Here is a 22,778-nt window from a genome sequence, read left to right as displayed (position 1 = left end):
AATCTAGAACCGCCAGTATAATATTCTCATTGGGCGTGAGTTCTTCACGCGCTCAATGAACTGACGAACCTGAGGTTTAATTATTCGCCGAATACGGCCTCAATTTTACCCTTCAATGTTTGAGCATTGAATGGTTTAACGATATAGTTGTTCACGCCAGCTTTTTTAGCCGCGATAACATTCTCGGTTTTAGATTCCGCAGTCACCATGATGAATGGTGTCTTTGTTAAACCTGCATCGCCACGAACTTGTTTAAGAAGCTCATAACCAGTCATCGGTTCCATGTTCCAATCTGAAATAACCAAACCGTATTTTTGGTCTTTCATTTTGGCAAATGCTTCAGTGCCATCTGCGGCATCATCTACATTTTCGAAGCCAAGTTGCTTAAGCAGGTTGCGAATAATACGAACCATAGTTTTATAGTCATCCACCACCAGGACGGGCATAGATAGATCAAGGGCCATTTGGTTACTCCACACGTTAATCGAAAGAACTACTGTTCCATTCCCCAAATACAGCGACAAGCCATCGCAGTTGGGTCAAAAATAACCACGACCTTTGAAGAGATAGTTAATACGTTTTGAGATGGAGCCGAAATTTGCGTAAAATGGCAAAAATTGGGTTGGAAACAGTTTTTATAATGAAAAAAGAGTTAATCATTGGCTGTAAGTGTGGCAAGCAAGAGTATTAAATAGAAGAGCCAAAGAATAACTGAAGTTATCGAAGGCCGTGGTTAGGTTGAAAGTAAAGCGACAGATGAAAAACAATAAGCCCTTTGATCAAGTCTTTAATCTTTTAACGGCCTCGTATGAACAAGTCGCAGGATTAAAAGGTGGGGTGCTTGCGATTGGGAATTTTGATGGTGTCCACAAGGGGCACCGTGTTGTTTTGGAAACAGCCCTTAATCTTGCAGCAAGCCAAGGTGAGCAATCCAAAGCGGTCGCGATGACTTTCGAACCCCATCCGCGCACCGTGTTTAAGCCAGATGCGCCTGTCTTCCGCCTCACGCCACGCCATGAAAAAGGGCGCTTACTTGCCGCAATGGGTTTAGACGGCATGGTGATTGTTCCCTTTGACCATGATTTTTCACAAATGGCGGCTGAAGATTTTGTGCAGGACCTACTCATAGAGAAGCTTGCGGTTTCGCATGTTGTGGTTGGTTATGACTTTCATTTCGGCAGAGCGCGGCAAGGGTCTCCTGAGTTCTTGATCGAAATGGGCAAGGCACATGGTTTTGCTGTGAGTGTTGTGCCAGCACAAAAGAATGAGGAGGGGGCGTTGGTTTATTCGTCTTCTGCAACCCGCAATTGTTTGGCTGAGGGCAATATTAAACTCGCGAACGATATCCTTGGTTATCGCTACTTTGTTTCGGGAGAAGTGGTGCATGGCCGAAAAGAGGGGCGGGAGCTTGGATACCCAACCGCGAATATGGCGCTTGCGCCCAACAATGAATTAAAACACGGCATCTATGCCGTTCAGTTGCGTGTTGATGGCAAGGTGATGGACGGTGTTGCAAGTTTTGGTCGCCGCCCGATGTTTGATAATGGCCCGCCCTTGCTAGAAACATATGTGTTTGATTTTGACGGCGACCTTTATGGCAAAAACGTTGAAGTTGCGTTTTTCAAATATCTGCGTGGGGAAGAGGCATTTGATAGCTTGCAAGACTTGCTTGATCAAATGGCCATCGACTGCGATAACGCGCGCCAAGTCCTACAAAATGCTGAAATTTTATCGAGTATTGATCGCGGCTTAAATGGTGAGTGATTGCAAGCTTTGCAATTGCCTCTTTATTTGCGCGTGAACCATTGCTAGTACATCGCAACCTTGCCTTTTCTTCAAGCTGAGAAACCATAATGTCAAACGACACAAATACAGAAGACGGTTTTGATTATTCCAAAACTCTATTTCTTCCAAAAACAGACTTCCCAATGCGCGCTGGCCTTCCAAAGAAAGAGCCAGAGATTATTGCGAAATGGAAACAGCAAGGCATTTATAAGACATTGCGCGAGCAATCGAAGGGACGTGAGAAATTCGTCCTTCATGATGGCCCGCCCTATGCCAATGGCAATCTACACATTGGCCACGCCCTCAACAAAGTGTTGAAAGACGTCATCACCCGCTCGCACCAGATGCTGGGTTTTGATTCAAACTATGTCCCTGGCTGGGATTGTCACGGTCTTCCCATTGAATGGAAGGTTGAAGAAAAATACCGCGCCAAGGGTAAGAATAAAGACGACATCCCTATTAATGAGTTCCGCCAAGAATGCCGCGACTTCGCGAAGCATTGGGTTGGGGTGCAGTCAGAAGAGTTCAAGCGCCTTGGTATCGAAGGTGATTTTGAACGCCCTTATCTCACCATGAACTTTGAGGCTGAAGCCTATATCGCGAAAGAACTGATGAAGTTTGCGACCAGCGGCCAGCTTTATCGTGGTTCAAAACCGATCATGTGGTCTGTGGTTGAACGCACAGCTTTGGCTGAGGCTGAGATCGAATATCAAAACTACGAGTCAGATACGGTTTGGGTGCCATTCCCAATCGGTAAAGGACCAGACCATCTAAAAGATGCAAAGGTTGTGATTTGGACGACGACACCTTGGACAATGCCAGGCAACCGTGCGGTTTGTTATTCGCCGAAAATTTCCTACGGCCTTTATGAAGTAACGGCGGCAGAAAATGAGTTTGGTCCGCAAGCCGGCCACCAATTCGTCTTTGCAGATGCCTTAAGTGAAGAATGTGCAGCAAAGGCTAAAGTTGAATTTAAACGTGTGAGCGATGTGACTGCCGCTGATTTTGACGGCATGGTTCTTGATCATCCGCTCAAACAAGCAGGTCTTGGCGGCTATGACTTCGGCGTGCCGATGTTGAGCGGCGACCACGTTACTGATGAAGCTGGTACAGGCTTTGTGCATACAGCACCGGGTCATGGTCGTGATGACTTTGAAATCTGGATGACGAAAGCTCGCGACATTGAAGCGATGGGCATCTCATCCGACATTCCGTTCACCGTGGGTGATGATGGTTTCTACACCAAAGATGCGCCAGGTTTTGAAGATGCCCGCGTGATTGATGACAAAGGTAAGAAGGGTGACGCCAACCAGAAGGTCATCACTGCCCTTATTGGCCAAGGCAATCTTTTCGCCCGTGGTCGCGTAAAACATGAATACCCACATTCATGGCGCTCCAAAAAGCCGATCATCTTTAGAAACACACCGCAGTGGTTTGTTTATATGGATAAAGACGGCGTTGTTGAAAAAGGCACATTACGCACAACAGCGCTTGAGGCCATCGACAACACCAATTTCGTGCCACCGCAAGGCCAAAACCGTTTGCGCGGTATGATTGAAGGTCGCCCAGACTGGGTGCTTTCACGTCAACGCGCATGGGGTGTGCCTATTTCCGTTTTCGTTGATGAAGACGGCACTGTGCTGAAAAGCGAAAAGGTCAATGCAGCCATTTTCGAAGCCTTCAAACAAGACGGTGCAGACGCATGGTATGCAGATGGCGCGAAAGAACGCTTCCTTGCCGCAGACCCTGACGTTGATGCATCAAATTGGACAATGGTTCGCGACATCTTGGATGTGTGGTTTGATTCTGGTTCAACGCACGCTTTCTGTTTGGAGCAGCGCGAAGACCTTAAATGGCCAGCAGACGTCTACCTAGAAGGAACAGATCAACACCGTGGTTGGTTCCATTCATCGCTGCTTGAAAGCTGCGGTACCAGAGGTCGCGCCCCTTATGACACTGTGATCACGCATGGTTTCACCATGGATGATCAGGGCCGTAAAATGTCGAAATCTCTCGGCAATCAAACATCGCCCCATGACATCATCAAACAATATGGCGCGGACATTCTGCGGCTTTGGGTGATGACGTGTGATTATACGGACGATCAGCGCATTGGTCAGGAAATCATCAAGACCAATGTCGATGCTTACCGTCGTCTTCGCAATACAGTCCGGTGGATGCTTGGCACACTTGCCCATTATGATGGTGGCGAAGTGGCTTATGACGATTTGCCAGAGCTTGAACAATATATGATGCACCGTCTTGCTGAGACCGATGCAACTGTGCGCCAAGCTTATAAAGAGTTTGATTTCAAAAAAGCCTTCAATGCGATTTTCAGCTTGATGAATGCGGACATGTCGTCGTTCTATTTCGACATCCGCAAGGACGCGCTTTATTGCGACCCAATTTCATCAAAACGCAGACAAGCAGCGCTTTCTGTTGTGGAAAAAATGTTCCGCTGTACCATCACATGGCTTGCACCAATGCTGCCGTTTACAACGGATGAATCGTGGGCAAATCGTTATGGTGAGGATATAGCCTCAATCCACCTGACTGATTTCGAACCTGTTTCACCAAGCTACAACAATGGTGAATTGGCAGCGCGTTGGGAAAACATCCGCAAGCTTCGCCGTGTCGTGACGGGCGCATTGGAAATTGAACGTGCAGAAAAGCGTATCGGTTCATCACTGGAAGCTGCACCTCAGGTCTTTATTTCTGATGATGTGCTCAAGTCAGCACTGCAAGGCATTGAGGACTTTGAAGATTTGTGCATCACAAGTGCCATCGAAGTATTGGACGGCGAGGGGCCTGAACAAGCCTTTAAGCTTGATGATATCGCTGGAGTTTCTGTCGTTCCAAAAATGGCCGAAGGCAAGAAATGCGCTCGTTCTTGGCGTGTTTCAAGTGAAGTTGGGTCGGACGCTGAATATCCAGATTTAACCCCTCGTGATGCACAGGCAATGCGTGAATTGAAAGCTGTTTAAACGAGGAACAAGCGTTTGAGGCGGTAACGTTAACGCTATTACAAATCGTATTTTCCTGTGATTTGTAAAGATCGAGGAAAGGCGGTATATTGTAGGAAAGCTTTCGCCACAAACCTGCCACTTTTACGGTCTGTTTAGGGCAATGAGATTACTGAGGATCCCGATTTGTTGAAAATCATGAAGTTTTGCCGTTCAGGTGCTGCGTTGAGTGTCGTTGCTTTCATGGCAACTGGCTGTGGTTTGCAAACTGCCACTTATGGAACGGGTCAGACCGTAGAGGCTGGCCTTGCGCGGGACCTTGCAAGCATTGCAACATTTGGCACTTTAGGGAAAAAGAAAGCAGAGCGGATCACATATCGTGAACGTGGCGCCCTTATCGTTCCTAATGATCAGCAATTTGCCTCTATCCCAGCACCTGTGGATAAAGTTTCGGGCGTAAGTGAAAATTTCCCAGGCCGAGCCGAAGAAATTGAAAGAATTAAAGCAGCCAAAGAAAAGAAAGAGGCTCTTAAAGTCGAGAACCAAGGAATTGGTGTTGCGCGCGCCCAACCGCTGACCACTGGTTTGTTGAATAATAAGACAAAGAAACACCAGGCAGAGAGAGACGGTGCCGATCTTGACCCTCAAATCAATGCTGCCATTGGTTCCGCTGCACCTCTAGAGGCGCGTGATTTGCTTAAAACACCGGAAGATCATGCCCGTGAACGGGGTATAACCGTGGACGAACTTCCAAAATCGCTTCAAGGTGGCGGCAGTTCTGAAAAGAAAAGCCTCCTTGCTCGTGCTGGTCTTGTGCAACCAAAGACAAGACGTCGCACCCAATCTTTGACGGATATTCCCGTGGAATACCGAACAGTCAAGCAAGTCCCAATTACTCCACCAGCTAGTCAAGGCGCTGTCGTGCAGAATGGCCAAATCCCTTCTCCGCAAGAGCACCTAACAACAGCCTCGCAGGTGAACCGGTCATCGGACCCAGACGGTACTTATTCAGTGGAGCCATTTGAAGCAGGAAAACCACAGAAGAAAAAGAAACGGTTCGTTTTCTTTTAAGCCAAATGAAATTTGATATTAAAAAGCGTCCTTTAAGGGCGCTTTTTTTATCGGCGCTCTGCGAAGAACTTCTTTAAAAGCTCAGCACTCTCTGTTTCTTGAAACCCAGAATAAACCTCAGGCGCGTGGTGGCATGTTGGCAATGTGAAAAAGCGCGCGCCATTTTCTACCGCTCCGCCTTTCTCATCGCTAGCACCAAAATAAAGCCTTCGGATGCGGGCAAGCGATATGGCGCCAGCGCACATGGTGCAGGGCTCTAGCGTTACATAAAGATCGCAATCAAAAAGCCGTTCGCGGCCAAGTTCGCGGGCCGCTAAGCGCATGGCAACAATTTCGGCGTGCGCCGTTGGGTCTTTGTCCTCTAAAATCCGGTTGCCTGCCCGCGCAATTATCTCGCCATCACGCACAATGACAGCGCCAACAGGCACTTCACCACGCTGGGCGGCGGCTTTTGCTTCATCAAGCGCAATCGTCATTAAGGGTTTTGAGTGATCTGACACAATGAGTTCTTTGATATAGTGATCGTTCTTGCTATGCCCTTTGGCATGGATAAGCAAAACAAAAAAAGCCCAAATAAGCGCAGACCTCAATCCCCTAAAAAAGGAATGGGTAAAACTCCGCGCGCGATAGGCGAACCGGAAGTGAATACTGTTGCCGATTTGGGAGAAAAACCAGAGCGTATCGCGAAGGTTTTAGCACGTGCTGGCCTCTGCTCAAGACGTGATGCAGAACGTTGGATCGAAGATGGCCGCGTTGTTGTCAATGGCGTTCAACTAGAAAGCCCAGCCTTTACGGTGAAACTCAGCGATCAGATCGTGGTGGATGGTAACCCATTGCCCGGTCGCGAGCCGACGAGGCTTTGGCTATACAATAAGCCACGTGGTCTTGTTACAACCAATAAGGACCCAGAAGGTCGCACCACGATCTTTGATAAGTTCCCGAAGGATCTGCCGCGTGTCATGACTGTTGGCCGATTGGATATCAATACTGAAGGCTTGATGCTGCTTACCAATGATGGTGGCCTGTCTCGCGTGCTCGAATTGCCAGAAACAGGGTGGCTGCGTCGTTACCGTGTGCGGGCGCATACAAGAGACCAAAAACACCGCGTCACGCAGGCTGATCTTGATAAGCTCGCTGATGGTATTGTCATTGAAGGTGTGATCTACGGCGCGATTGAAGCAACGCTCGATCAAGACAAAGGCACCAATATTTGGATGACCATTGGTTTGCGCGAGGGTAAAAACCGCGAAGTGAAACACATTCTTGGCCACTTGGGTCTTGATGTGAACCGTTTGATCCGTGTGTCTTATGGGCCGTTCCAAGTTCTTGAACTTGATGATGGCGAGGTGCGTGAAGTGCGCCGCCATGTTTTGCGTGATCAGCTTGGTCCTCGCTTGATTGAAGCGGCGGGTGCTGATTTTGAATCGCCAGAAATGCGCGCGGAAAAAGAAAAGCCAGAGCAGAAGAAAAAAGTTGCACCAAAAGATCGTAAGCGTCGGGTGAAAGAACACTGGACCGAAGAGAAAATGGTGAGTGGTCGCAAAGCTGCCGATATAAAAGAGCAGAAGAAAAACCGCAAAAAACCACAAATCAAGCGGGCATCAGATCGCAATTCGGATGAAGAACAACCGTCTCGCTCGACAACAGAAACCAAAACCGGATTTAAAACGGGCGGCAGATCAAGACCTTCAAGTTCTTCCAATAAGTCTGGACGAGGAAACAATGCGGATCGTCGGCGGTAAGTTTCGCGGTCATAAGCTGGCCGCACCCAAAGGGGATAGTATTCGGCCCACCACGGACCGTTCTCGCGAAAGCTTGTTTAATATCTTAAACCACCGTGATGAGGTGGACTTTGAAGGCGCGCGGGTGATCGATCTGTTCGCTGGAACTGGCGCTTTGGGCTTGGAGGCTTTGTCTCGTGGCGCGAGCTTTGCGCTCTTTCTTGATGAGAGCGCTGAGGCGCGCGGGCTTGTTCGCACCAATATGGAAAGCTGCAAGCAAAACGGAAATGCCAAAATTTTTCGCCGTGATGCCACCAAACTGGGTGGGCGAGGCACAATAAACCCTTTTAATCTCGCGTTTTTAGACCCACCTTATGACAAAGGGCTCGGCGAGCGGGCGCTTCAATCGTTGCATGAAGGCGGATGGCTTGCGCCTGAGGCTTTCGTCGTTTGGGAAGAGTTAACCAAAGTTGAGGTCATCATTCCGGCTCATTTCCAGTTAATTGATGATCGCACCTATGGGACAAGCCGTATAAAGTTTCTATCATACCAACCTTAGCAAGCCGGACCTTTTCCGGAACGCCGTTTATGGGACTAATCTATGTTGATAAGAATTGCACAAATCACCAGTTTCTTGGTCGTTACAATTTTTTTCGTTTTAAACAGTGCTTTTGCAGATGAATCGAAAAAAGACGATTTTATCAAAGGCGAATTGTTCCCGAACATCGTTGCCTCCAAGCTAGAAAATGGCATGGAAGTGGTCGTGATCCCAGATCAACGAGCAACGGCTGTCACGCATATGGTTTGGTATAAAGTGGGTTCTGCCGATGAAGATCCTGGTAAATCAGGCATCGCGCATTTTCTTGAGCATTTGCTGTTTAAGGGAACGAAGAAATATCCTGGCAATGCACTCGACACCACCGTGCGCCGTGTAGGGGGCAATCATAATGCTTTCACAAGCTATGATTACACTGGATATTTCCAAAAAATAACCCGCGAGCATTTACCATTGATGATGGATATTGAAGCGGACCGGATGATGAATGTTCGTTTCACTGAAGAAGATGTTGATGTGGAGCGCAAAGTAGTTTTGGAAGAACGTGCGCGCGGTATTGAATCAAGACCTGGCTCTCAACTGTCTGCCGCAATGGATTTGGCCCTTTATAAAAACCACCCTTATCGCCGCCCAATCATCGGCTGGCGCCATGAACTTGAGGTTTTAAACCAAAAGGACGCGTTTGCTTTTTACGAGAAATATTATACGCCCGCCAATGCGATTTTGGTGGTGAGCGGCAATGTTAGCGTTGAAGAAGTGCAGGCAATGGCGCAGAAATATTATGGCGTCCTAGAAAACCGCGCGCCCGCTGCCAAACGTGTTCGCCCAATTGAACCAGATGATTTGTTGATGCGTCAACTCATCACCGTGCGCGATCCGCGCATCACCAATGAAAGCGTCTCCATTCTGTTTCGGGTACCATCGTTTAGAACGGGCAAAGCTGGAACATCAGAAGCGCTTTATCTTCTGAGTGAAGTTTTAAGCGGGACGACCAGAAGCCGGATTTACAAATCCTTCGTTGTGGATCGCCAAATCGCCACGTCAGCCGGTGCTTATTCAGGTGCCTCCGCACTGGATGACAGCTCTTTTACTCTTTACGGTACGCCGAAGGGTGATGTGACGCTGGAAGAGATGGAAAAACAACTGCTTGATGAAATCAAGAGGGTTGCCAAAGAAGGCGTGACGGAAAAAGAACTTCAACGCGCCCGCAATCGTTTGTTTGCCAGCACGATCTATGCGCAAGACAGCGCTAGCGGCTTGGCGAACTTGATGGGACGCACGCTCTCTGTTGATAGTACCTTGGCAGACATTCGTTCATGGCCAGACCGTATTCGTAGCGTGAGCGTTGAGGACATCAAGGAAGCTGCCGCCACCTATTTCAATCCGGAAAAAGCGGTGATCGGCCATTTACGCCGCCCGCTTAAAGCTGACAAAGACCCATCTTAGAAAGAGGTAGCTCCATGCTCCGTATATTGACCGTTTTCGCCTTTTTCTTTTCAGTTTTCACTCTTTCAGCCAATGCCTTGGATATCCAAGAACTGAAGAGCGACAAGGGCTTGAAAGTTCTTCTTGTTGAAGACCATTCATTGCCTATCATCACGCTGTCTTTTTCTTTTAAAAGCGGTACATCGCAAGACCCTGAGGGTAAATCAGGTGCCTTGAACTTGATGAGCGCTCTTCTCGATGAAGGCGCTGGCGATTTGGATGCGGTGGCCTTTCAAGATCGGTTGGAAGACCTTGCAGCGCGTATGTCCTTTAGTGCTAGCCGCGATTATTTCAGGGGTTCGCTTCGCACCTTGAGCGAAAATGCTGATGATGCTTTCGAAATGTTGCAAGTAGCCCTTTATGAATCGCGCTTTGATGAAAAGCCGATGAACCGAATTCGCGACCAAATTCTGTCTGGCATCCGCTCTGAGGCGAACAATCCAAACAGCAAAGCCTCCAAAGCATTGCGCAAGGCTGTTTATCCGGCAGAGCATCCTTATATCCGCACGAGCAATGGCACAGAAGAAAGCGTTCTGTCCGTTACGGCTGAAGATATGCGGGCTTTGAAAAAACGTATTTTAGGTCGTGACAATGTGATCATTTCTATCGTCGGTGCCATAACTGCGGAAGAAGCAAAGGCGCGGATTGATGTGCTCTTTGGCTCGCTTCGCGAAAAAGCTGATTTGATCAATGTGCCGAAAATAGAACCTAAAGTCGGCGAGAAAATTTCCGTTGATGCGCCACTACCACAAACCCGTTACACGCTGATTGGTAAGGGTATTGATCGGCTTGATGATGATTATTTTGCAGCTTATTTGGTGAACCAGATTTTAGGTGGTTCGGGCCTTAGTTCGCGTCTGTCATTGGAAGTGCGCGAAAAGCGCGGGCTTGCTTATGGCATTAGTTCAGGCATCTCAAACCATGAAGCCGTCAGCTTGTTTACAGCCTCTGTTGCAACACGGGCAGACTTTGCTGATGAAACGCTGGAAGTAATGCTTGCTGAACTAAAGCGCATGGCAGATGAGGGGCCGAGCGAAGAAGAGCTGGCCCTTGCAAAGAGCTATACGATTGGCGTTTACGCGCTTAACTTTGATGGCTCTAGCGATATTGCAGGCACGCTCACATCGATCCAAGCAGCAGGTCTGCCAAGTAATTATATCGAGATCAGAGCAGACGCGATTAATGGCGTGACGTTGGATGAAGCAAAGGCTGCTGCAAAGCGTCTTTTGGGCGATGGTACCTACACCTTGTTGCGTGTGGGGCCTGCTGAAAAAGAAGGCTAGAGCTTAAGGCGCGAAAATTGAGGGCGAGATGTCAGAAAATACGAAAATTGGTCTGAGCCTTGGTGGCGGTGGCGCGCGTGGCATTGGTCATGTTGTTGTGCTGGAAGCAATTGACGAATTAGGCATCAAGATCGACGAGATAACCGGAAGCTCCATCGGTGCATTGATTGGAATGGGTTATGCGGCGGGTATGAGTGGGCGCGATTTGCGACGCTATGTCTTGTCGACATTTGATGATCGCGCCAAGGTGCTCAGCAACCTGTGGGATTTGCGCCCATCCTCGCTGCAAGATTGGTTTAAGCCGGAATCTTATTCCTTAGGTCAGTTCAATCCAGAAAAAATTCTGTCTACTTTCACGCCCGTTGACGAGTTTCCTGAAAATATCGAAGATTTGGAAACAACGCTTTCAGTGGTCGCCACTGATTTTTATGCAGGCGATGACGTGGTCTACCGCAAAGGCAATTTGCGCCAAGCGGTTGGTGCTTCTATTGCGATTCCTATGGTGTTCAAACCGGTTGCAATTGATGGCCGCATTTTGATTGATGGCAATATTGCCAATCCGCTCCCTTTTGATCAATTCGTAGAACCAATGGATCGTGTGATTGCTGTTGATGTGGTTGGCGGACCTGATCCAACGGGGCACGAAATGCCTTCAGGCTTTGAAACCATGCTGGGTGCAAACCAGATTATGATGCAGGCGATCACGCAAGAAAAACTGGCTAGATTGACACCGCCTGATGTGCTGATTAGACCGCCGATTAATTCTTTTGGTGTGATGGACTTCTTAAAATCGAGCACGATTTTGAGGCTTTGTGATCAAAAGAAAGATGAGATCAAACAGCAGATTGATACGGCGCTTTCAAAGGCGTGAGCCTATTGAATATTAGCACCTTTACCCGATGAAAAAGCAGATAGAGCAGCCCGCCATAGGGGAGGCGGTAGATCGCCTTTTGGCGGATCACCATCTAGTTTATTGACCACGCGCAAGCAGGATACAATCGCCAAAATGCCAAAGGCAACAGCCCCCAAACCCCAGCCCGCAACCACTCCGTGAGCACCAGCCACTGAGGCGCCAACCCAAACAAACGGAACTGTGCCGATCGTCGCCTTAGCCCAGTTTAGCATGGTTGAGTAAGTCGCAAATCCAAGATTGTTGAAAGCCGCATTTGCAACGAACATCATCGAGTTAAACAGGAATGTTGCGATAACCAAATTGATAAAGAAGGCAACCAAGGATGCTGTTTCTCCTGTTGCGTTGAATTGCTCAATGATCACGTCGCGAAGCAAGAAGACAAGCAGCCAAACAGCGCCGGTATAAACGGCTGTTACAATCAGCGATTTTTTGACAGTCTCCCTAACACGGTCATATATCCCCGCGCCGTAGTTCTGCCCGATGATGGGGCCGATGGCACCTGACAGCGCAAAGATAAAACCAAATGCCACAGGAATAAGTCGCCCAATGATTGCCCAACCAGCAACGGCTTCATCACCATAAGGAGCGATTGAGCTGGTAACATAAGCATTGCCAACTGGTGTGGCGATGTTTGTTAAAACGGCAGGCACAGCCACATCTTTCAGCTCATTCACGTCTGAGATGAATACCTTGGGCGAAGGGATCGTAATCAGATCATGGACTTTGATAACGCAATAAAGCCCGATCAAAACCGTTCCTAATCGCGCAATCACCATGACATAAGCAGCACCCTGGATACCAAGGTCAAAAGTGAAGATGAAAAGCGGATCAAGGATTGCAGCAATTATGCCGCTGCCAAGGGTTACATACATCGCACGTTTTGCATCCCCCACCGACCGCAACAAGCCAGATGTGCACATGCCAATGCCCATCAGTGGCATTGAAGGGATGACGACTTGCAAGAATTTGACGGTGATTTCGGCAGTTTCTCCTTTTGCCCCGATTAATTCGACAATGGGGGTAATAAAGGGGAAAGCGACAGTCGCCATGATAATTGTGATAAGCAGAACGAAAATCAAGGAAGACCCTGAGAGTTCACGCGCGCGCTCTCTTTCGCCTTTGCCGATGGCTTTTGAAACCAGTGCAATGGCCGCAATCATTACGCCAATGCTGATAGAGATTGTAAAAAACAACAGCGTGCTTGCATAACCAATGGCCGCCGCAAGCTCGCTTTGCCCGAGCATTGAGATATAAAACAGATTAGCAAAATCAACGAGGAAAATTGAAACCAACCCAACAGACGCCGTGCCCGTCATCACCACGATGTGCTTAAAGATCGACCCGCTTGCGAATTTCGGGTCGGTTGATGCGTTAGATGTGGTTTTCGTTGTCAAAGTGGGAGCTAACTATCTTTGTTTGCGATTTTTTCAGTCTCTTCCGACAGCATTTTTGCCTGTGTCGTTGGTTCGTTCAAAGGTTCCGGTTCAACATTATTGCCGTATAGCTTGTCCTTGCCAGCAAAAACCCCTTTGACTTGCTGTAGTTGCAGTCGTCCAAGATCGCGCTTTCTGACATCTTCGATAACATAGTCAACCCGTTCGGGTGGCACGTCCATCCCGTCCAACAAGGCGCGGCCCATAACAAGAGCAGATTCAAATATTTCGCGAACTTGAAAATCAATTTCCTTGTTCGTTAGTTCTAAGGCGTGGATACGGTCATAGGCACGGACATAGATTTTGATATCTGGATAATGATTGCGGATCAGATCAATAATCTCAGAGGTACGGTCAGCTGTATCGGCACAAACGGCCACAATCCGCGCGCGTTCAATGCCTGCTGCTCGCAATACATCAATGCGACGGCCTTCGCCATAATAAACCCGAAAACCGAATTTTGCCGCACTTCGAATGCGCTCTGCACTATGGTCAATAACGGTGGTTGGAATACCTTCAGCAAGCAGGGATTGCGAGACGATTTGTCCAAACCGACCAAAACCAATGACGAGAACTGAGCCATTGGCTCCTTCGAAATCTTCTTCGATTTCATCTTCTTTAGCGTGAACGATCAATCGGTCACCAAGTTTGGCAAACAACGGCGTGAGGGCCATTGTTACGGTTACGATGGCCGTGATGATGGACGCTAAATTGGTGCTCACCACAAAAGCTGCGACGGCTGTTGAGAAGATGACAAACGCGAACTCGCCCACCTGTGGCAAGAGAGAGGCAACGCGGATGGCTTCATTATGCGACCGTTTGAAGGCGCGAAATATGAGGTAAATGATCGCTGCTTTAATGAGCATAATCATAGGTGCTGCAATAAGGATGGTGAGCCAGTTGTCTGCAACTACCTTGAGATCAAGCGACAATCCGACCGCCATAAAGAAGAGGCCAAGTAATAAGCCACGGAACGGTTCGATATTGGCTTCTAACTCATGGCGATAAGACGAATCTGCCAGCATGACGCCAGCTAAAAAAGCGCCCATTGCCATTGAGAGACCAATTTGTTCTGTCGCAAAGCCAGCGCCTAAAACGACGAAGAGCGCGACGACAATCATCATTTCACGTGCGCCGGTATTTGCAATCACGCGAAACAGTGGGTTGAGGCAGTATCGGCCAATCAGAATCAATCCAGCACCAACGCCAAAAACTTCAAGAGCATCTGTCCATGTTGGGGCTGCAACGGGTGTGCCGACAATCTCTTTGAAAAGTTCAGGCACTAAAAACGGAATGACGGCGAGGATCGGAACGATGGCAATGTCTTGAAATAGAACGATCGAAAACGTGCTTTGCCCGTTACGCGTGTTCAATTCATCGCCTTCAGCCAATATTTGCATCGCAAATGCGGTGGATGATTGCGCTAGGCCGACGCCAATTAACAGGCTTATCTGCCATGTGAAATCGAGTAGCAGACAGATGGCACCTAATACAATCGCGCTCACAGCCACCTGTAAAAAGCCGATCCCAAAAATCCCATGACGTAAAGCCCACAACCGTGATGGTTTGAGTTCTAAGCCGATGATGAAAAGCAAAAAGACAATACCCAGTTCAGCAAAATGCAGCAGCGCATCACCGTCGCTCACTTTAAAGGGCAGCGCGCCAAGCACGGTACCAGCGGCCAAATAGCCAAGCACGGTGCCAAGTCCAAGCTTTTTGAAAATAGGCGCAAACAAAAGGGCCGCGCCAAGTAAGATAATTACTTGCACAGTCAGAGGTAGCGTTGTTGTTTCCAGCAATTGTGTTGTTGTTGCCGCTGGTTCTACTGCCATATTGTTCCCTTGCTTCACTTCCTTATATACCTAAGTATGTAGTTGGGTTAAGTACATGGCGAAACAACGGCTATGAACAGTCTATTCACTGATTTGATGAGGTTATTTGATGAGCAGCCCCGATAATGCCCAAGATTTAATTGATCGCGCGTCCGCGCTTGTGGAAGCCGCGAAGAAAGCAGGGGCTGATGCTGCTGATGCTGTGGTTATCTCAGCGCAGTCTCTCGATGTTGATGTACGTCAGGGACAAGTTGAAAATACCACGCGGTCAGAAAATGATGGCTTTTCATTGCGGGTTTTCGTGGGCAAGAAAATTGCGTCAATCTCCGCCAATGATAGTGGTTCTGTTGATGCACTGGCAGAACGTGCAGTTGCAATGGCTAAAGTCGCCCCTGAAGACCCATTCGCCAGCTTGGCTGACAGCGATCGCTTAGCAACGGATTTCCCAGACCTTGAACTGTTTGATGAAACAGAAATCGGAGCCGCTCAGTTGACTGAGATGGCGCGGGAGACTGAAGAAGCAGGCTTGGCTGTTAAAGGGGTAACCAATTCAGGCGGTGCCGGTGCTGCATGGGGATCAGGCGGCATGGTGCTGATCACATCACACGGGTTCTGTGGTTCTTATCGCTCTTCCAGTTTTTCAACGTCTGTCTCACTCATTGCAGGCGAGGGAACTGGCATGGAGCGTGATTATGATTATGACGCTCGCCGTTTTCTAGAAGACTTAGACGCGCCAGCCGATATTGGTCGAAGCGCTGGTGAAAAGACGGTGAAACGCTTGAACCCGCGTAAGGTGAAAACACAAACCTTGCCGGTCATTTATGACCCGCGTATTTCTACCGGATTAATTGGCCATCTCTCAGGTGCGATCAACGGTGCGTCTATTGCCCGCAAAACCAGTTTCCTACGAGATGATATGGGCAATGCGATCTTTTCTCCAAACATCACAATCACGGATGACCCATTAAGAAAACGTGGCCTCGCTTCTCGACCATTTGATGGGGAGGGCGTTGCTTCTTCAGCTATGGATATGGTGAAGGATGGTGTATTGCAAAGCTGGTTCTTAGATACAGCAACAGCGCGTGAATTATCGTTAGAAACAAATGGCCGCGCATCCCGTGGTGGTTCTAACCCATCGCCTAGCCGAACAAACCTGACCCTTCTTGCTGGCGAGAAATCGCCTGAGGAGATGATGAAGGATATTGGCGAAGGTCTTTACATCAATGAGCTGATTGGATCAGGCGTTAGTTTGGTTACAGGTGATTATAGCCGAGGGGCTTCTGGTTTCTGGATAGAAAATGGCGAGATCGCTTATCCTGTTAGTGAGATTACAATTGCTGGCAACTTGCGCGATATGTTCGCTCGGATGATCCCTGCAAGTGACCTTGAATATAGGTTCTCCACAAACGCACCTAGTATTTTGGTTGAAAACATGGCTGTCGCTGGTCTTTAGGTGCTAGTAAGTCAAATCACCGTGATTCCCTTAGGTTATCATGGGGCCCATGGAGACTGAAATTTTGGACGACCTCAAACTAATAATAGATGCAGCAAAAGCTGCCGGTGAAATTGGGCTTAAATATTTTAAGAAGAACCCTGACACGTGGACTAAGAGTGGAGATTCGCCAGTTACTGAAGCTGATATCGCAATAGATAACTATCTACGCGATACCCTCCTTACAGCCCGCCCATCTTATGGTTGGCTCTCGGAAGAAACTGAAGATAACCCATCCAGACTGGCTGCCAATAAAGCGTTTATCGTTGATCCAATTGATGGCACCCGCGGTTTCATTGAGGGCTCAGAAAACTGGGTTGTCTCTATCGCGCTTGTTGAAAAAGGCTGTCCTGTGATTGGTGTCCTTTATGGCCCAGTGATGGATAAGCTCTATGTTGCTGTCGATGGTGAAGGCGCAACTTTGAACGGTAAGCGAATTTGCGCTTCCGCAGCTGAAAGCCTTTCAGATGGGGAGTTTATTATTCCAGCAAGAATTGCGACGTCCATCCAAGAACAGCTCAAAAAAGAGATGAAGCGCGCGCCTCATATTCCTTCGCTCGCTTACCGTATCGCGCTTGTTGCAGATGGCACATACAGTGCAGGTATTGCGCGTCCGGGTGCTTGCGATTGGGATATTGCAGCGGCTGATTTGATTTTAACTGAAGCTGGCGGCCAGTTTACCGACTTAAACGGGCATCGTTTGGTTTACAATAAAACGAAAACTCGCCACCAATGGTTGCTTTCAAGTGGGAAATTAGTACAAGAACCCTTGAAAGCCGCGCTAAGTGCAGCGATAGATATAGAATAACCAACCAACTTTTTCGGGGATGATATGGCATCGAAAGAAACGTCAGAAGAACAATTGCTTCACTTGGTTTTTGGTGGAGAATTAGAAACCCTTGAAGGTATGACTTTTAAAGACCTTGATGATGTTGATCTCGTCGGGGTTTATCCTAACTATGAAGCCGCTTATGTAGCTTGGAAGCAGAAGGCGCAAGGGACAGTAGACAACGCTCATATGCGCTATTTTATTGTGCACATGCACCGTATGTTGCAGCCTGACGAAAGCTAAGAACCAGCCTTTGCTGGACTTAAAAAGAGTTTGTTTTGAAACGTGTTCTGAAATCCCCCACTGTGCTACGCACAATTGGAAGAACAGTTGCGGCTTATTTCAAATTCGTCGCAGTAACCTCACGTGCTCAAAACCCAATGCAACCTTTTTTTGATGAGGTTGCAGCCGATGAACCTGCCATTTTTACTTTTTGGCATGGCGAACAATTTTTAATACCCACCGCCATTGCAAAGAAGATTGATCTTGCCTGTCTTGTATCGCGCCATGGTGATGGTGAGATGCAAGCTGCGGCTCTTGAAAGTTATGGCCTTAAAACGATTCGCGGATCAGGCGGAAAAAACCGGGCTAAAACGCTTAAAAAGGGTGGGGTACAAAGTTCACTTGAAATTTTGTCAGCTTTGGAAGAGGGCATGAACATTGCCATGACCGCAAATGTTCCCAAAGGTCCTGCACGCGAAGTTGGCAAAGGTGTTGTTACACTTGGGAAATTATCGGGTCGGCCGATATTTCCTGTCACCATGGTCTCGAGTAAAAATATTTATTTGAAGTCTTGGGACCAAACCGCCATCAATCTGCCATTTTCTAAGGTTGCATTTAAAATGGGGAAACCAGTGCGGGTAAGTGCTAGTGCTGGTGAATTAGAGCTGGAAACTGCTAGACTAAGTGTCGAGAAGCAGCTTTTAGAAATAACGAAACAAGCAAATAACCTTGTCGGGGCGGCACGAGCAATTGAAATGATGGAATAAATGGCTGATTTAACGTCTCGCCTAGCTCTTGGAATGTATGGTGCGCTTAGTTACGCAGTCCAGCCGTTTAGCGGTCTGTTTTTGCGCGCTCGCGCTCGCAGAGGCAAAGAGATAAAAGAGCGGTTGCAGGAACGTTACGGATTTGCCTCCAAAGAAGTGCTGCCAAAGAGCGATAACGGCTCTTATGTCTGGGTACATGCTGCAAGTATCGGTGAAACAAAAGCTGTTTTGCCTCTGATCAAGCGCCTTACAGACATGCGTTTTCAGGTGATCTTCACCACAGTTACAGTAACAGCGGCTAACATCGCATCAGTTGAATTGCCAAAGGGAGCTGTGCACCAGTTTGCCCCCCTTGATTTGAAACCGTTCGTTTCTCGGTTTTTGAAAACATGGCAACCAGCTCTCGCCGTCTTTGTTGAGTCAGAATTATGGCCCAATACGATGACGGAGCTGACCAAACGCCATATCCCGCAAGTCCTCGTCAACGCCCGTATGTCGGAGAGATCTTTCGCGCGGTGGAAAAAAATTGGATCGATTACCCACGCCTTATTCGACAATGTTAATTTGTGCATCGCTCAAACCGAAGAAGATGCCGCACGTTTTTCTGAGCTGGGTGTTCAAGGTGTCATCAATGGTGGCAATTTGAAGTTTGATTCAGATATGCCTGAGATCGACGAAATCGCTTTTTCTCGTTTGCAATCTGCAATTGGCGGACGCCGTATTTGGCTCGCTGCCAGCACGCACGATCAAGAAGAGATGATTGTTGCCAAAGCCCATATGCATTTGAAACGGACATTTCCTGATCTTCTAACAATCGTTGTTCCACGGCACCCGCATCGGGCCGAAGAAATTGTGAGTTCACTCGCAAATCTCAATTTGAATGTGGTCCAGCGAAGCCATAATGAAATGCCGAAGCTAACTGATGACATCTATATCGCCGATACAATTGGTGAGCTTGCTTTGTTTTATAGCCTGTCTCCGTGCAGTCTTGTTGGTGGATCGCTTGTGCCTCATGGTGGGCAAAATCCGATTGAACCCGCACGGCTTGGTTCCGCGATTGTCCATGGACCCAATGTCGAAAATTTCGCTAATATTTTTACCGCATTGGGCCAACGAGGTGGATGCGTCTGCGTGAAAAACAGTGAAGAGCTGGTGCGTCAAGTGGCAGATATTTTAGCAAATAGAGATCGCAGTGAACAGATGACAAAGGCCGCCGATCAGGCATTGCAAGGCTTGGGTGGGGCTTTAGAGCGAACGCATAACGCGCTGATGCCTTACTTACGACCATTGATTTTATCTGGTCGCCTTGCTGATGCCGATGATCGGTATGTTGCGGGCGAATAGATGAGAGCGCCTGACTTTTGGTGGCGAAAAAATAGCCTCCCATCAATTTTACTGGCGCCGCTTTCCTATTTATACGGCCTTGTGACACGCCGACCTTTTGGAAAAGGCATCACCTCAAAAATTCCTGTCATTTGTATTGGAAATTTCACAGCTGGCGGCGCAGGTAAAACGCCTGTTGCTCTCTCGCTTGCCAATCTCTTTCAAGCGCGCGGTGATGAAGTTGTGTTTTTATCCAGAGGCTATGGCGGTTCTGTATCTGGCCCACACTTGGTCTCATCCACCAATGACCGCGCTCAAGATGTTGGCGATGAACCTTTGTTGCTCGCAAAGAGTGCTCCAACGATTATAGCAAAGGACCGCGTGGCGGGGGTGCGGTTTATTGAAGAGCAATTCACGCCTGATTTAATTATTATGGATGACGGCTTTCAAAGCGCTCGTATCAAGCCACATCATGCTCTCTTGGTCGTTGATGGTAAGCGCGGGCTTGGCAACGGTTGCCTCATGCCAGCAGGACCATTGCGTGCACCGTTGTCGGTACAGATCGAACATGCAGATAGTTTGCTTGTGGTTCAAAGCTCGCACGAAAACCACGCAACGATTACAGACCTCATTCGTCATTTTGAGGAAAAGCAGGCATCAGTTTTTAATGTGAGCCTAAAGCCTGCTCAAGATTACGACTTGGCGGGTAAGCGGGTTGTGGCGTTTAGCGGTATTGGTGATCCGCAGAAGTTTTTTAGTACTGTCGAAGAGCGCGGCGCTGATTTGGTGTCATCCATGCCGTTTCCAGATCATCATTCGTTTAGCGAAGGCGAAGCTGCGAACATTTTATTACAAGCAAACTTGTTTGATGCTGAAATAGTGACAACGGCAAAAGATGCAATCCGCCTTGAGGGCGGTACAGGCAATCTGGCAAAGCTTTTGGATGCAAGTAAAGTGATTGAAGTTGAAGCTGTGTTCGATGTTCCGCCAAACCTGAATGATTTGGTTCACTCGTAATTACTTGGCTTTCGCTTCTTCATGGCGCGAAAGAGATGCGGCCACATCGATGTAAGCTTCTTGCCGTTCAACATTCCAATATTTCAGTTCTTCAATCGGGATCACCTGATTGGTCACAGCGCAACGCACGAAGCCTCCTGATGAAAGCACGTGGAAGTCTGCATGGTCATAGCGAACTTTAGCTTCGCCGCCTGAAGTTGGGAGATTGAAACGGTTCATATCTACTTATTAACGCCGCTCGAATAATTTTTCAATCTCATTCAGTGTCAGCGTGATAAAAGTTGGTCGCCCGTGATTGCATTGTCCAGCATTGGGCGTTTCTTCCATCTCGCGCAAGAGCGCATTCATCTCTGGCGCGGTTAAGCGTCTGCCTGAGCGCACAGACCCGTGGCAGGCCATGCGCGATGCAATGGCATTTAGTTTGTCACGAATAAGGGTGGCGCGGTCCCATTCTGCCAATTCATCCGCAAGATCACGCAGCAGACCACCAGCGTCTACTTTACCAAGGAGCGAAGGCGTTTCGCGAACGGCCACAGCACCCGGCCCAAAGGCTTCAATAACCAAGCCCACTTCCGCCAGTTCATCAGCCCGTTCAACAATGTTATTCACGTCTTCTTCCGGTAAATCGACAATGTCTGGGATCAGTAATATTTGCCGTTCAATCCCGTTGTCATCCATGTTCTTCTTGAGGCGTTCATAAACAAGCCGCTCGTGGGCTGCGTGTTGATCAACGAGGACAAGACCCTGATCACTTTGGGCAATGATATAGTTCTCATGAATTTGCGCCCGTGCAGCACCCAGCGGATGGCTTGTTGGTTCGTGCTGCTCTTCCACCACTTCATAGCGGGCGGATGGTGTTTCGCCGTGGTCAAAGCTTGCTTGTGCTTGTTCGCCAAATTGGTTCTCAGCCAAAGGTCTCGTCGGTGATGTGGTTTCAGCCCAATTGGCATTTTGTGGACGTTGATAATCGCCAAATTGTTGGCGTGGTGGCGCGTCATTACGGCGGAACGCGGATAGTGCAGCCGCAGTGCCGCCTGTATCAGGCTTCACGCCAGAGCCAGCCAACGCCCGTTTAATAGAGCCAACAATGAGACCACGCACCAAACCTGGATCACGAAAACGGACATCTGATTTTGCGGGATGAACGTTGACGTCCACATGGGCCGGATCAAGGGTGATGGAGAGCGCTAAAATCGGATAGCGCCCCTTGGTCATGGTGTCGGCATAGCCACCGCGTAAGGCTGACATTAAAAGCGGGTCACGCACGGGGCGGCCATTGACGTTTAAAAACTGGTGCAGGCTGTTCGCACGGTCGAAGGTTGGAAGGCCAATGAAGCCCGTTAGAAAAACGCCTTCGCGCTCTTCATCAATGCGCAGTGAATTCTCAATGAAGTCACGCCCAAGAACTTGCCGTAACCGTTCGCTTTCAGCCGCTTCGTCATCATCGTTGTTGCTTGCTGGATAAAGCGTTTCTTGGCGATCTGATCCTGCAAGCGTGAAGGAGACGCGCGGGTTGGCGATGGCGATGCGCTTAATGATGTCAGTGATCGCATTCGCTTCGGCGCGGTCTGTCTTCAAGAATTTGAGGCGTGCGGGGACACAGAAGAAAAGGTCTTTCACTTCGACGCGTGTACCCTTTGCCCATGCAGCAGGGGACGGGCCTTCTATTGCGCCATCTGAAACGGTAATTTCAAAGCCGCTTTCAGCTGTTGCTGTTCTGGTGGCGATGGAAAGACGGGATACAGACCCGATGGAAGGCAGTGCCTCACCACGAAAGCCGAGTGTTCTGATGTCCATCAAATCATGAGAGAGCTTAGAGGTGCAATGGCGTTCAACAGCCAATCGCAAATCTTCCGCATCCATGCCGCGACCATCATCGCTCACACGAATGAGGTTTTTGCCGCCGCCAGCCGTTACAATTTCAATGTCTCGCCCGCCAGCATCAATGGCGTTTTCGACGAGTTCTTTCACAACGCTTGCTGGACGCTCAATCACTTCACCCGCTGCAATGCGGTTGACCATGCCGTCGTCGAGGCGCTGAACGCGCTTTATGTTTCCGTCATTAAGCATTCGTGTTGTTGCGGCC

The 22,778-nt window shown here is 48.6% G+C and carries 19 protein-coding genes and 1 pseudogene; 14 read left to right on the top strand and 6 right to left on the bottom strand.

The annotated features are described in order from the left end of the window. Positions 1-80: 80 nt before the first annotated feature. Positions 81-464 (bottom strand): response regulator, encoded by a 384-nt coding sequence (locus ABJO30_12420; protein ID MEP3233625.1) that lies wholly within the window; start codon positions 462-464, stop codon positions 81-83. Positions 465-756: 292 nt separating this feature from the next. Between ABJO30_12420 and ABJO30_12415 the strand changes: the two genes are divergently transcribed. From ABJO30_12415 to ABJO30_12405, 3 genes are all read left to right on the top strand, one after another. Beyond that, entirely contained in the window at positions 757-1,764 is a 1,008-nt protein-coding gene (locus ABJO30_12415) for a bifunctional riboflavin kinase/FAD synthetase (GenBank protein MEP3233624.1), read from the top strand. Between the two features lie 89 nt (positions 1,765-1,853). Continuing rightward, positions 1,854-4,769 carry an isoleucine--tRNA ligase gene (gene ileS, locus ABJO30_12410; GenBank protein ID MEP3233623.1) on the top strand — a complete coding sequence of 972 codons (2,916 nt, stop codon included), beginning with the start codon at positions 1,854-1,856 and terminating at the stop codon, positions 4,767-4,769. Between the two features lie 177 nt (positions 4,770-4,946). After that, a complete protein-coding gene (locus ABJO30_12405) occupies positions 4,947-5,819 on the top strand; it encodes a hypothetical protein (GenBank protein MEP3233622.1) in 873 nt (290 codons plus the stop codon). Between the two features lie 47 nt (positions 5,820-5,866). Here the strand turns inward: ABJO30_12405 and ABJO30_12400 are convergent, their stop codons facing one another. After that, the gene (locus ABJO30_12400) at positions 5,867-6,295 is read right to left on the bottom strand and encodes a nucleoside deaminase (protein MEP3233621.1); all 429 of its coding nucleotides are present in this window, start codon (positions 6,293-6,295) and stop codon (positions 5,867-5,869) included. A 129-nt stretch (positions 6,296-6,424) separates the two neighbouring features. Here ABJO30_12400 and ABJO30_12395 point away from each other — a divergent pair. The 5 genes and pseudogenes from ABJO30_12395 to ABJO30_12375 all read left to right on the top strand — a co-directional run bounded on the left by ABJO30_12395 (position 6,425) and on the right by ABJO30_12375 (position 11,735). After that, a pseudogene (locus ABJO30_12395) lies at positions 6,425-7,285 on the top strand (pseudouridine synthase). Positions 7,286-7,541: 256 nt separating this feature from the next. Continuing rightward, positions 7,542-8,099: a 16S rRNA (guanine(966)-N(2))-methyltransferase RsmD gene (gene rsmD, locus ABJO30_12390; GenBank protein MEP3233620.1), complete on the top strand. Its 558-nt coding sequence runs from the start codon at positions 7,542-7,544 to the stop codon at positions 8,097-8,099. A gap of 42 nt (positions 8,100-8,141) precedes the next feature. Continuing rightward, on the top strand, positions 8,142-9,542 hold the full coding sequence (locus tag ABJO30_12385; protein ID MEP3233619.1) for a pitrilysin family protein: 1,401 nt from the start codon (positions 8,142-8,144) through the stop codon (positions 9,540-9,542). 14 nt (positions 9,543-9,556) lie between these two features. Further along, positions 9,557-10,864: a pitrilysin family protein gene (locus tag ABJO30_12380; protein MEP3233618.1), complete on the top strand. Its 1,308-nt coding sequence runs from the start codon at positions 9,557-9,559 to the stop codon at positions 10,862-10,864. Positions 10,865-10,892: 28 nt separating this feature from the next. Continuing rightward, positions 10,893-11,735, top strand: a complete 843-nt coding sequence (locus tag ABJO30_12375; GenBank protein ID MEP3233617.1) for a patatin-like phospholipase family protein — start codon at positions 10,893-10,895, stop codon at positions 11,733-11,735. Positions 11,736-11,737: 2 nt separating this feature from the next. On the opposite strand, the gene ABJO30_12370 is transcribed toward ABJO30_12375, so the two are convergent. After that, the gene (locus ABJO30_12370; GenBank protein MEP3233616.1) at positions 11,738-13,171 is read right to left on the bottom strand and encodes an MATE family efflux transporter; all 1,434 of its coding nucleotides are present in this window, start codon (positions 13,169-13,171) and stop codon (positions 11,738-11,740) included. 8 nt (positions 13,172-13,179) lie between these two features. Beyond that, positions 13,180-15,042 (bottom strand): monovalent cation:proton antiporter-2 (CPA2) family protein, encoded by a 1,863-nt coding sequence (locus ABJO30_12365; GenBank protein ID MEP3233615.1) that lies wholly within the window; start codon positions 15,040-15,042, stop codon positions 13,180-13,182. Between the two features lie 109 nt (positions 15,043-15,151). Here ABJO30_12365 and ABJO30_12360 point away from each other — a divergent pair, with 109 nt between their 5' ends. From ABJO30_12360 to lpxK, 6 genes are all read left to right on the top strand, one after another. Continuing rightward, positions 15,152-16,495 (top strand): metallopeptidase TldD-related protein, encoded by a 1,344-nt coding sequence (locus tag ABJO30_12360; GenBank protein ID MEP3233614.1) that lies wholly within the window; start codon positions 15,152-15,154, stop codon positions 16,493-16,495. 64 nt (positions 16,496-16,559) lie between these two features. Then, on the top strand, positions 16,560-17,342 hold the full coding sequence (locus ABJO30_12355; GenBank protein ID MEP3233613.1) for a 3'(2'),5'-bisphosphate nucleotidase CysQ: 783 nt from the start codon (positions 16,560-16,562) through the stop codon (positions 17,340-17,342). A gap of 24 nt (positions 17,343-17,366) precedes the next feature. Then, a complete protein-coding gene (locus ABJO30_12350) occupies positions 17,367-17,606 on the top strand; it encodes a DUF4170 domain-containing protein (protein MEP3233612.1) in 240 nt (79 codons plus the stop codon). A gap of 35 nt (positions 17,607-17,641) precedes the next feature. Continuing rightward, complete coding sequence (locus ABJO30_12345) at positions 17,642-18,352, top strand: lysophospholipid acyltransferase family protein (protein MEP3233611.1); 711 nt, start codon at positions 17,642-17,644, stop codon at positions 18,350-18,352. Continuing rightward, positions 18,353-19,696 carry a 3-deoxy-D-manno-octulosonic acid transferase gene (locus tag ABJO30_12340; GenBank protein ID MEP3233610.1) on the top strand — a complete coding sequence of 448 codons (1,344 nt, stop codon included), beginning with the start codon at positions 18,353-18,355 and terminating at the stop codon, positions 19,694-19,696. Beyond that, the gene (lpxK, locus tag ABJO30_12335; GenBank protein ID MEP3233609.1) at positions 19,697-20,692 is read left to right on the top strand and encodes a tetraacyldisaccharide 4'-kinase; all 996 of its coding nucleotides are present in this window, start codon (positions 19,697-19,699) and stop codon (positions 20,690-20,692) included. Here lpxK and ABJO30_12330 read toward each other — a convergent pair whose 3' ends face one another. Beyond that, positions 20,693-20,911: a DUF2093 domain-containing protein gene (locus tag ABJO30_12330; protein MEP3233608.1), complete on the bottom strand. Its 219-nt coding sequence runs from the start codon at positions 20,909-20,911 to the stop codon at positions 20,693-20,695. It lies immediately after the preceding gene. Positions 20,912-20,920: 9 nt separating this feature from the next. Beyond that, entirely contained in the window at positions 20,921-22,762 is a 1,842-nt protein-coding gene (gene mutL, locus ABJO30_12325; GenBank protein ID MEP3233607.1) for a DNA mismatch repair endonuclease MutL, read from the bottom strand. Positions 22,763-22,778: the final 16 nt, after the last annotated feature.

It is taken from the genome of Hyphomicrobiales bacterium (assembly GCA_039973685.1).
GTDB lineage: Bacteria > Pseudomonadota > Alphaproteobacteria > Rhizobiales > JACESI01 > JACESI01.
This window is presented reverse-complemented; position numbering and strand designations above follow the sequence as displayed.

Bases quoted from the DNA above. Each gene is read 5' to 3' on its own strand.
- ABJO30_12420 (MEP3233625.1), bottom strand. From the start codon at position 464: ATGGCCCTTGATCTATCTATGCCCGTCCTGGTGGTGGATGACTATAAA.
- ABJO30_12415 (MEP3233624.1), top strand. From the start codon at position 757: ATGAAAAACAATAAGCCCTTTGATCAAGTCTTTAATCTTTTAACGGCC.
- ileS (MEP3233623.1), top strand. From the start codon at position 1,854: ATGTCAAACGACACAAATACAGAAGACGGTTTTGATTATTCCAAAACT.
- ABJO30_12405 (MEP3233622.1), top strand. From the start codon at position 4,947: ATGAAGTTTTGCCGTTCAGGTGCTGCGTTGAGTGTCGTTGCTTTCATG.
- ABJO30_12400 (MEP3233621.1), bottom strand. From the start codon at position 6,295: ATGACGATTGCGCTTGATGAAGCAAAAGCCGCCGCCCAGCGTGGTGAA.
- rsmD (MEP3233620.1), top strand. From the start codon at position 7,542: ATGCGGATCGTCGGCGGTAAGTTTCGCGGTCATAAGCTGGCCGCACCC.
- ABJO30_12385 (MEP3233619.1), top strand. From the start codon at position 8,142: ATGTTGATAAGAATTGCACAAATCACCAGTTTCTTGGTCGTTACAATT.
- ABJO30_12380 (MEP3233618.1), top strand. From the start codon at position 9,557: ATGCTCCGTATATTGACCGTTTTCGCCTTTTTCTTTTCAGTTTTCACT.
- ABJO30_12375 (MEP3233617.1), top strand. From the start codon at position 10,893: ATGTCAGAAAATACGAAAATTGGTCTGAGCCTTGGTGGCGGTGGCGCG.
- ABJO30_12365 (MEP3233615.1), bottom strand. From the start codon at position 15,042: ATGGCAGTAGAACCAGCGGCAACAACAACACAATTGCTGGAAACAACA.
- ABJO30_12360 (MEP3233614.1), top strand. From the start codon at position 15,152: ATGAGCAGCCCCGATAATGCCCAAGATTTAATTGATCGCGCGTCCGCG.
- ABJO30_12350 (MEP3233612.1), top strand. From the start codon at position 17,367: ATGGCATCGAAAGAAACGTCAGAAGAACAATTGCTTCACTTGGTTTTT.
- ABJO30_12340 (MEP3233610.1), top strand. From the start codon at position 18,353: ATGGCTGATTTAACGTCTCGCCTAGCTCTTGGAATGTATGGTGCGCTT.
- lpxK (MEP3233609.1), top strand. From the start codon at position 19,697: ATGAGAGCGCCTGACTTTTGGTGGCGAAAAAATAGCCTCCCATCAATT.
- ABJO30_12330 (MEP3233608.1), bottom strand. From the start codon at position 20,911: ATGAACCGTTTCAATCTCCCAACTTCAGGCGGCGAAGCTAAAGTTCGC.
- mutL (MEP3233607.1), bottom strand. From the start codon at position 22,762: ATGCTTAATGACGGAAACATAAAGCGCGTTCAGCGCCTCGACGACGGC.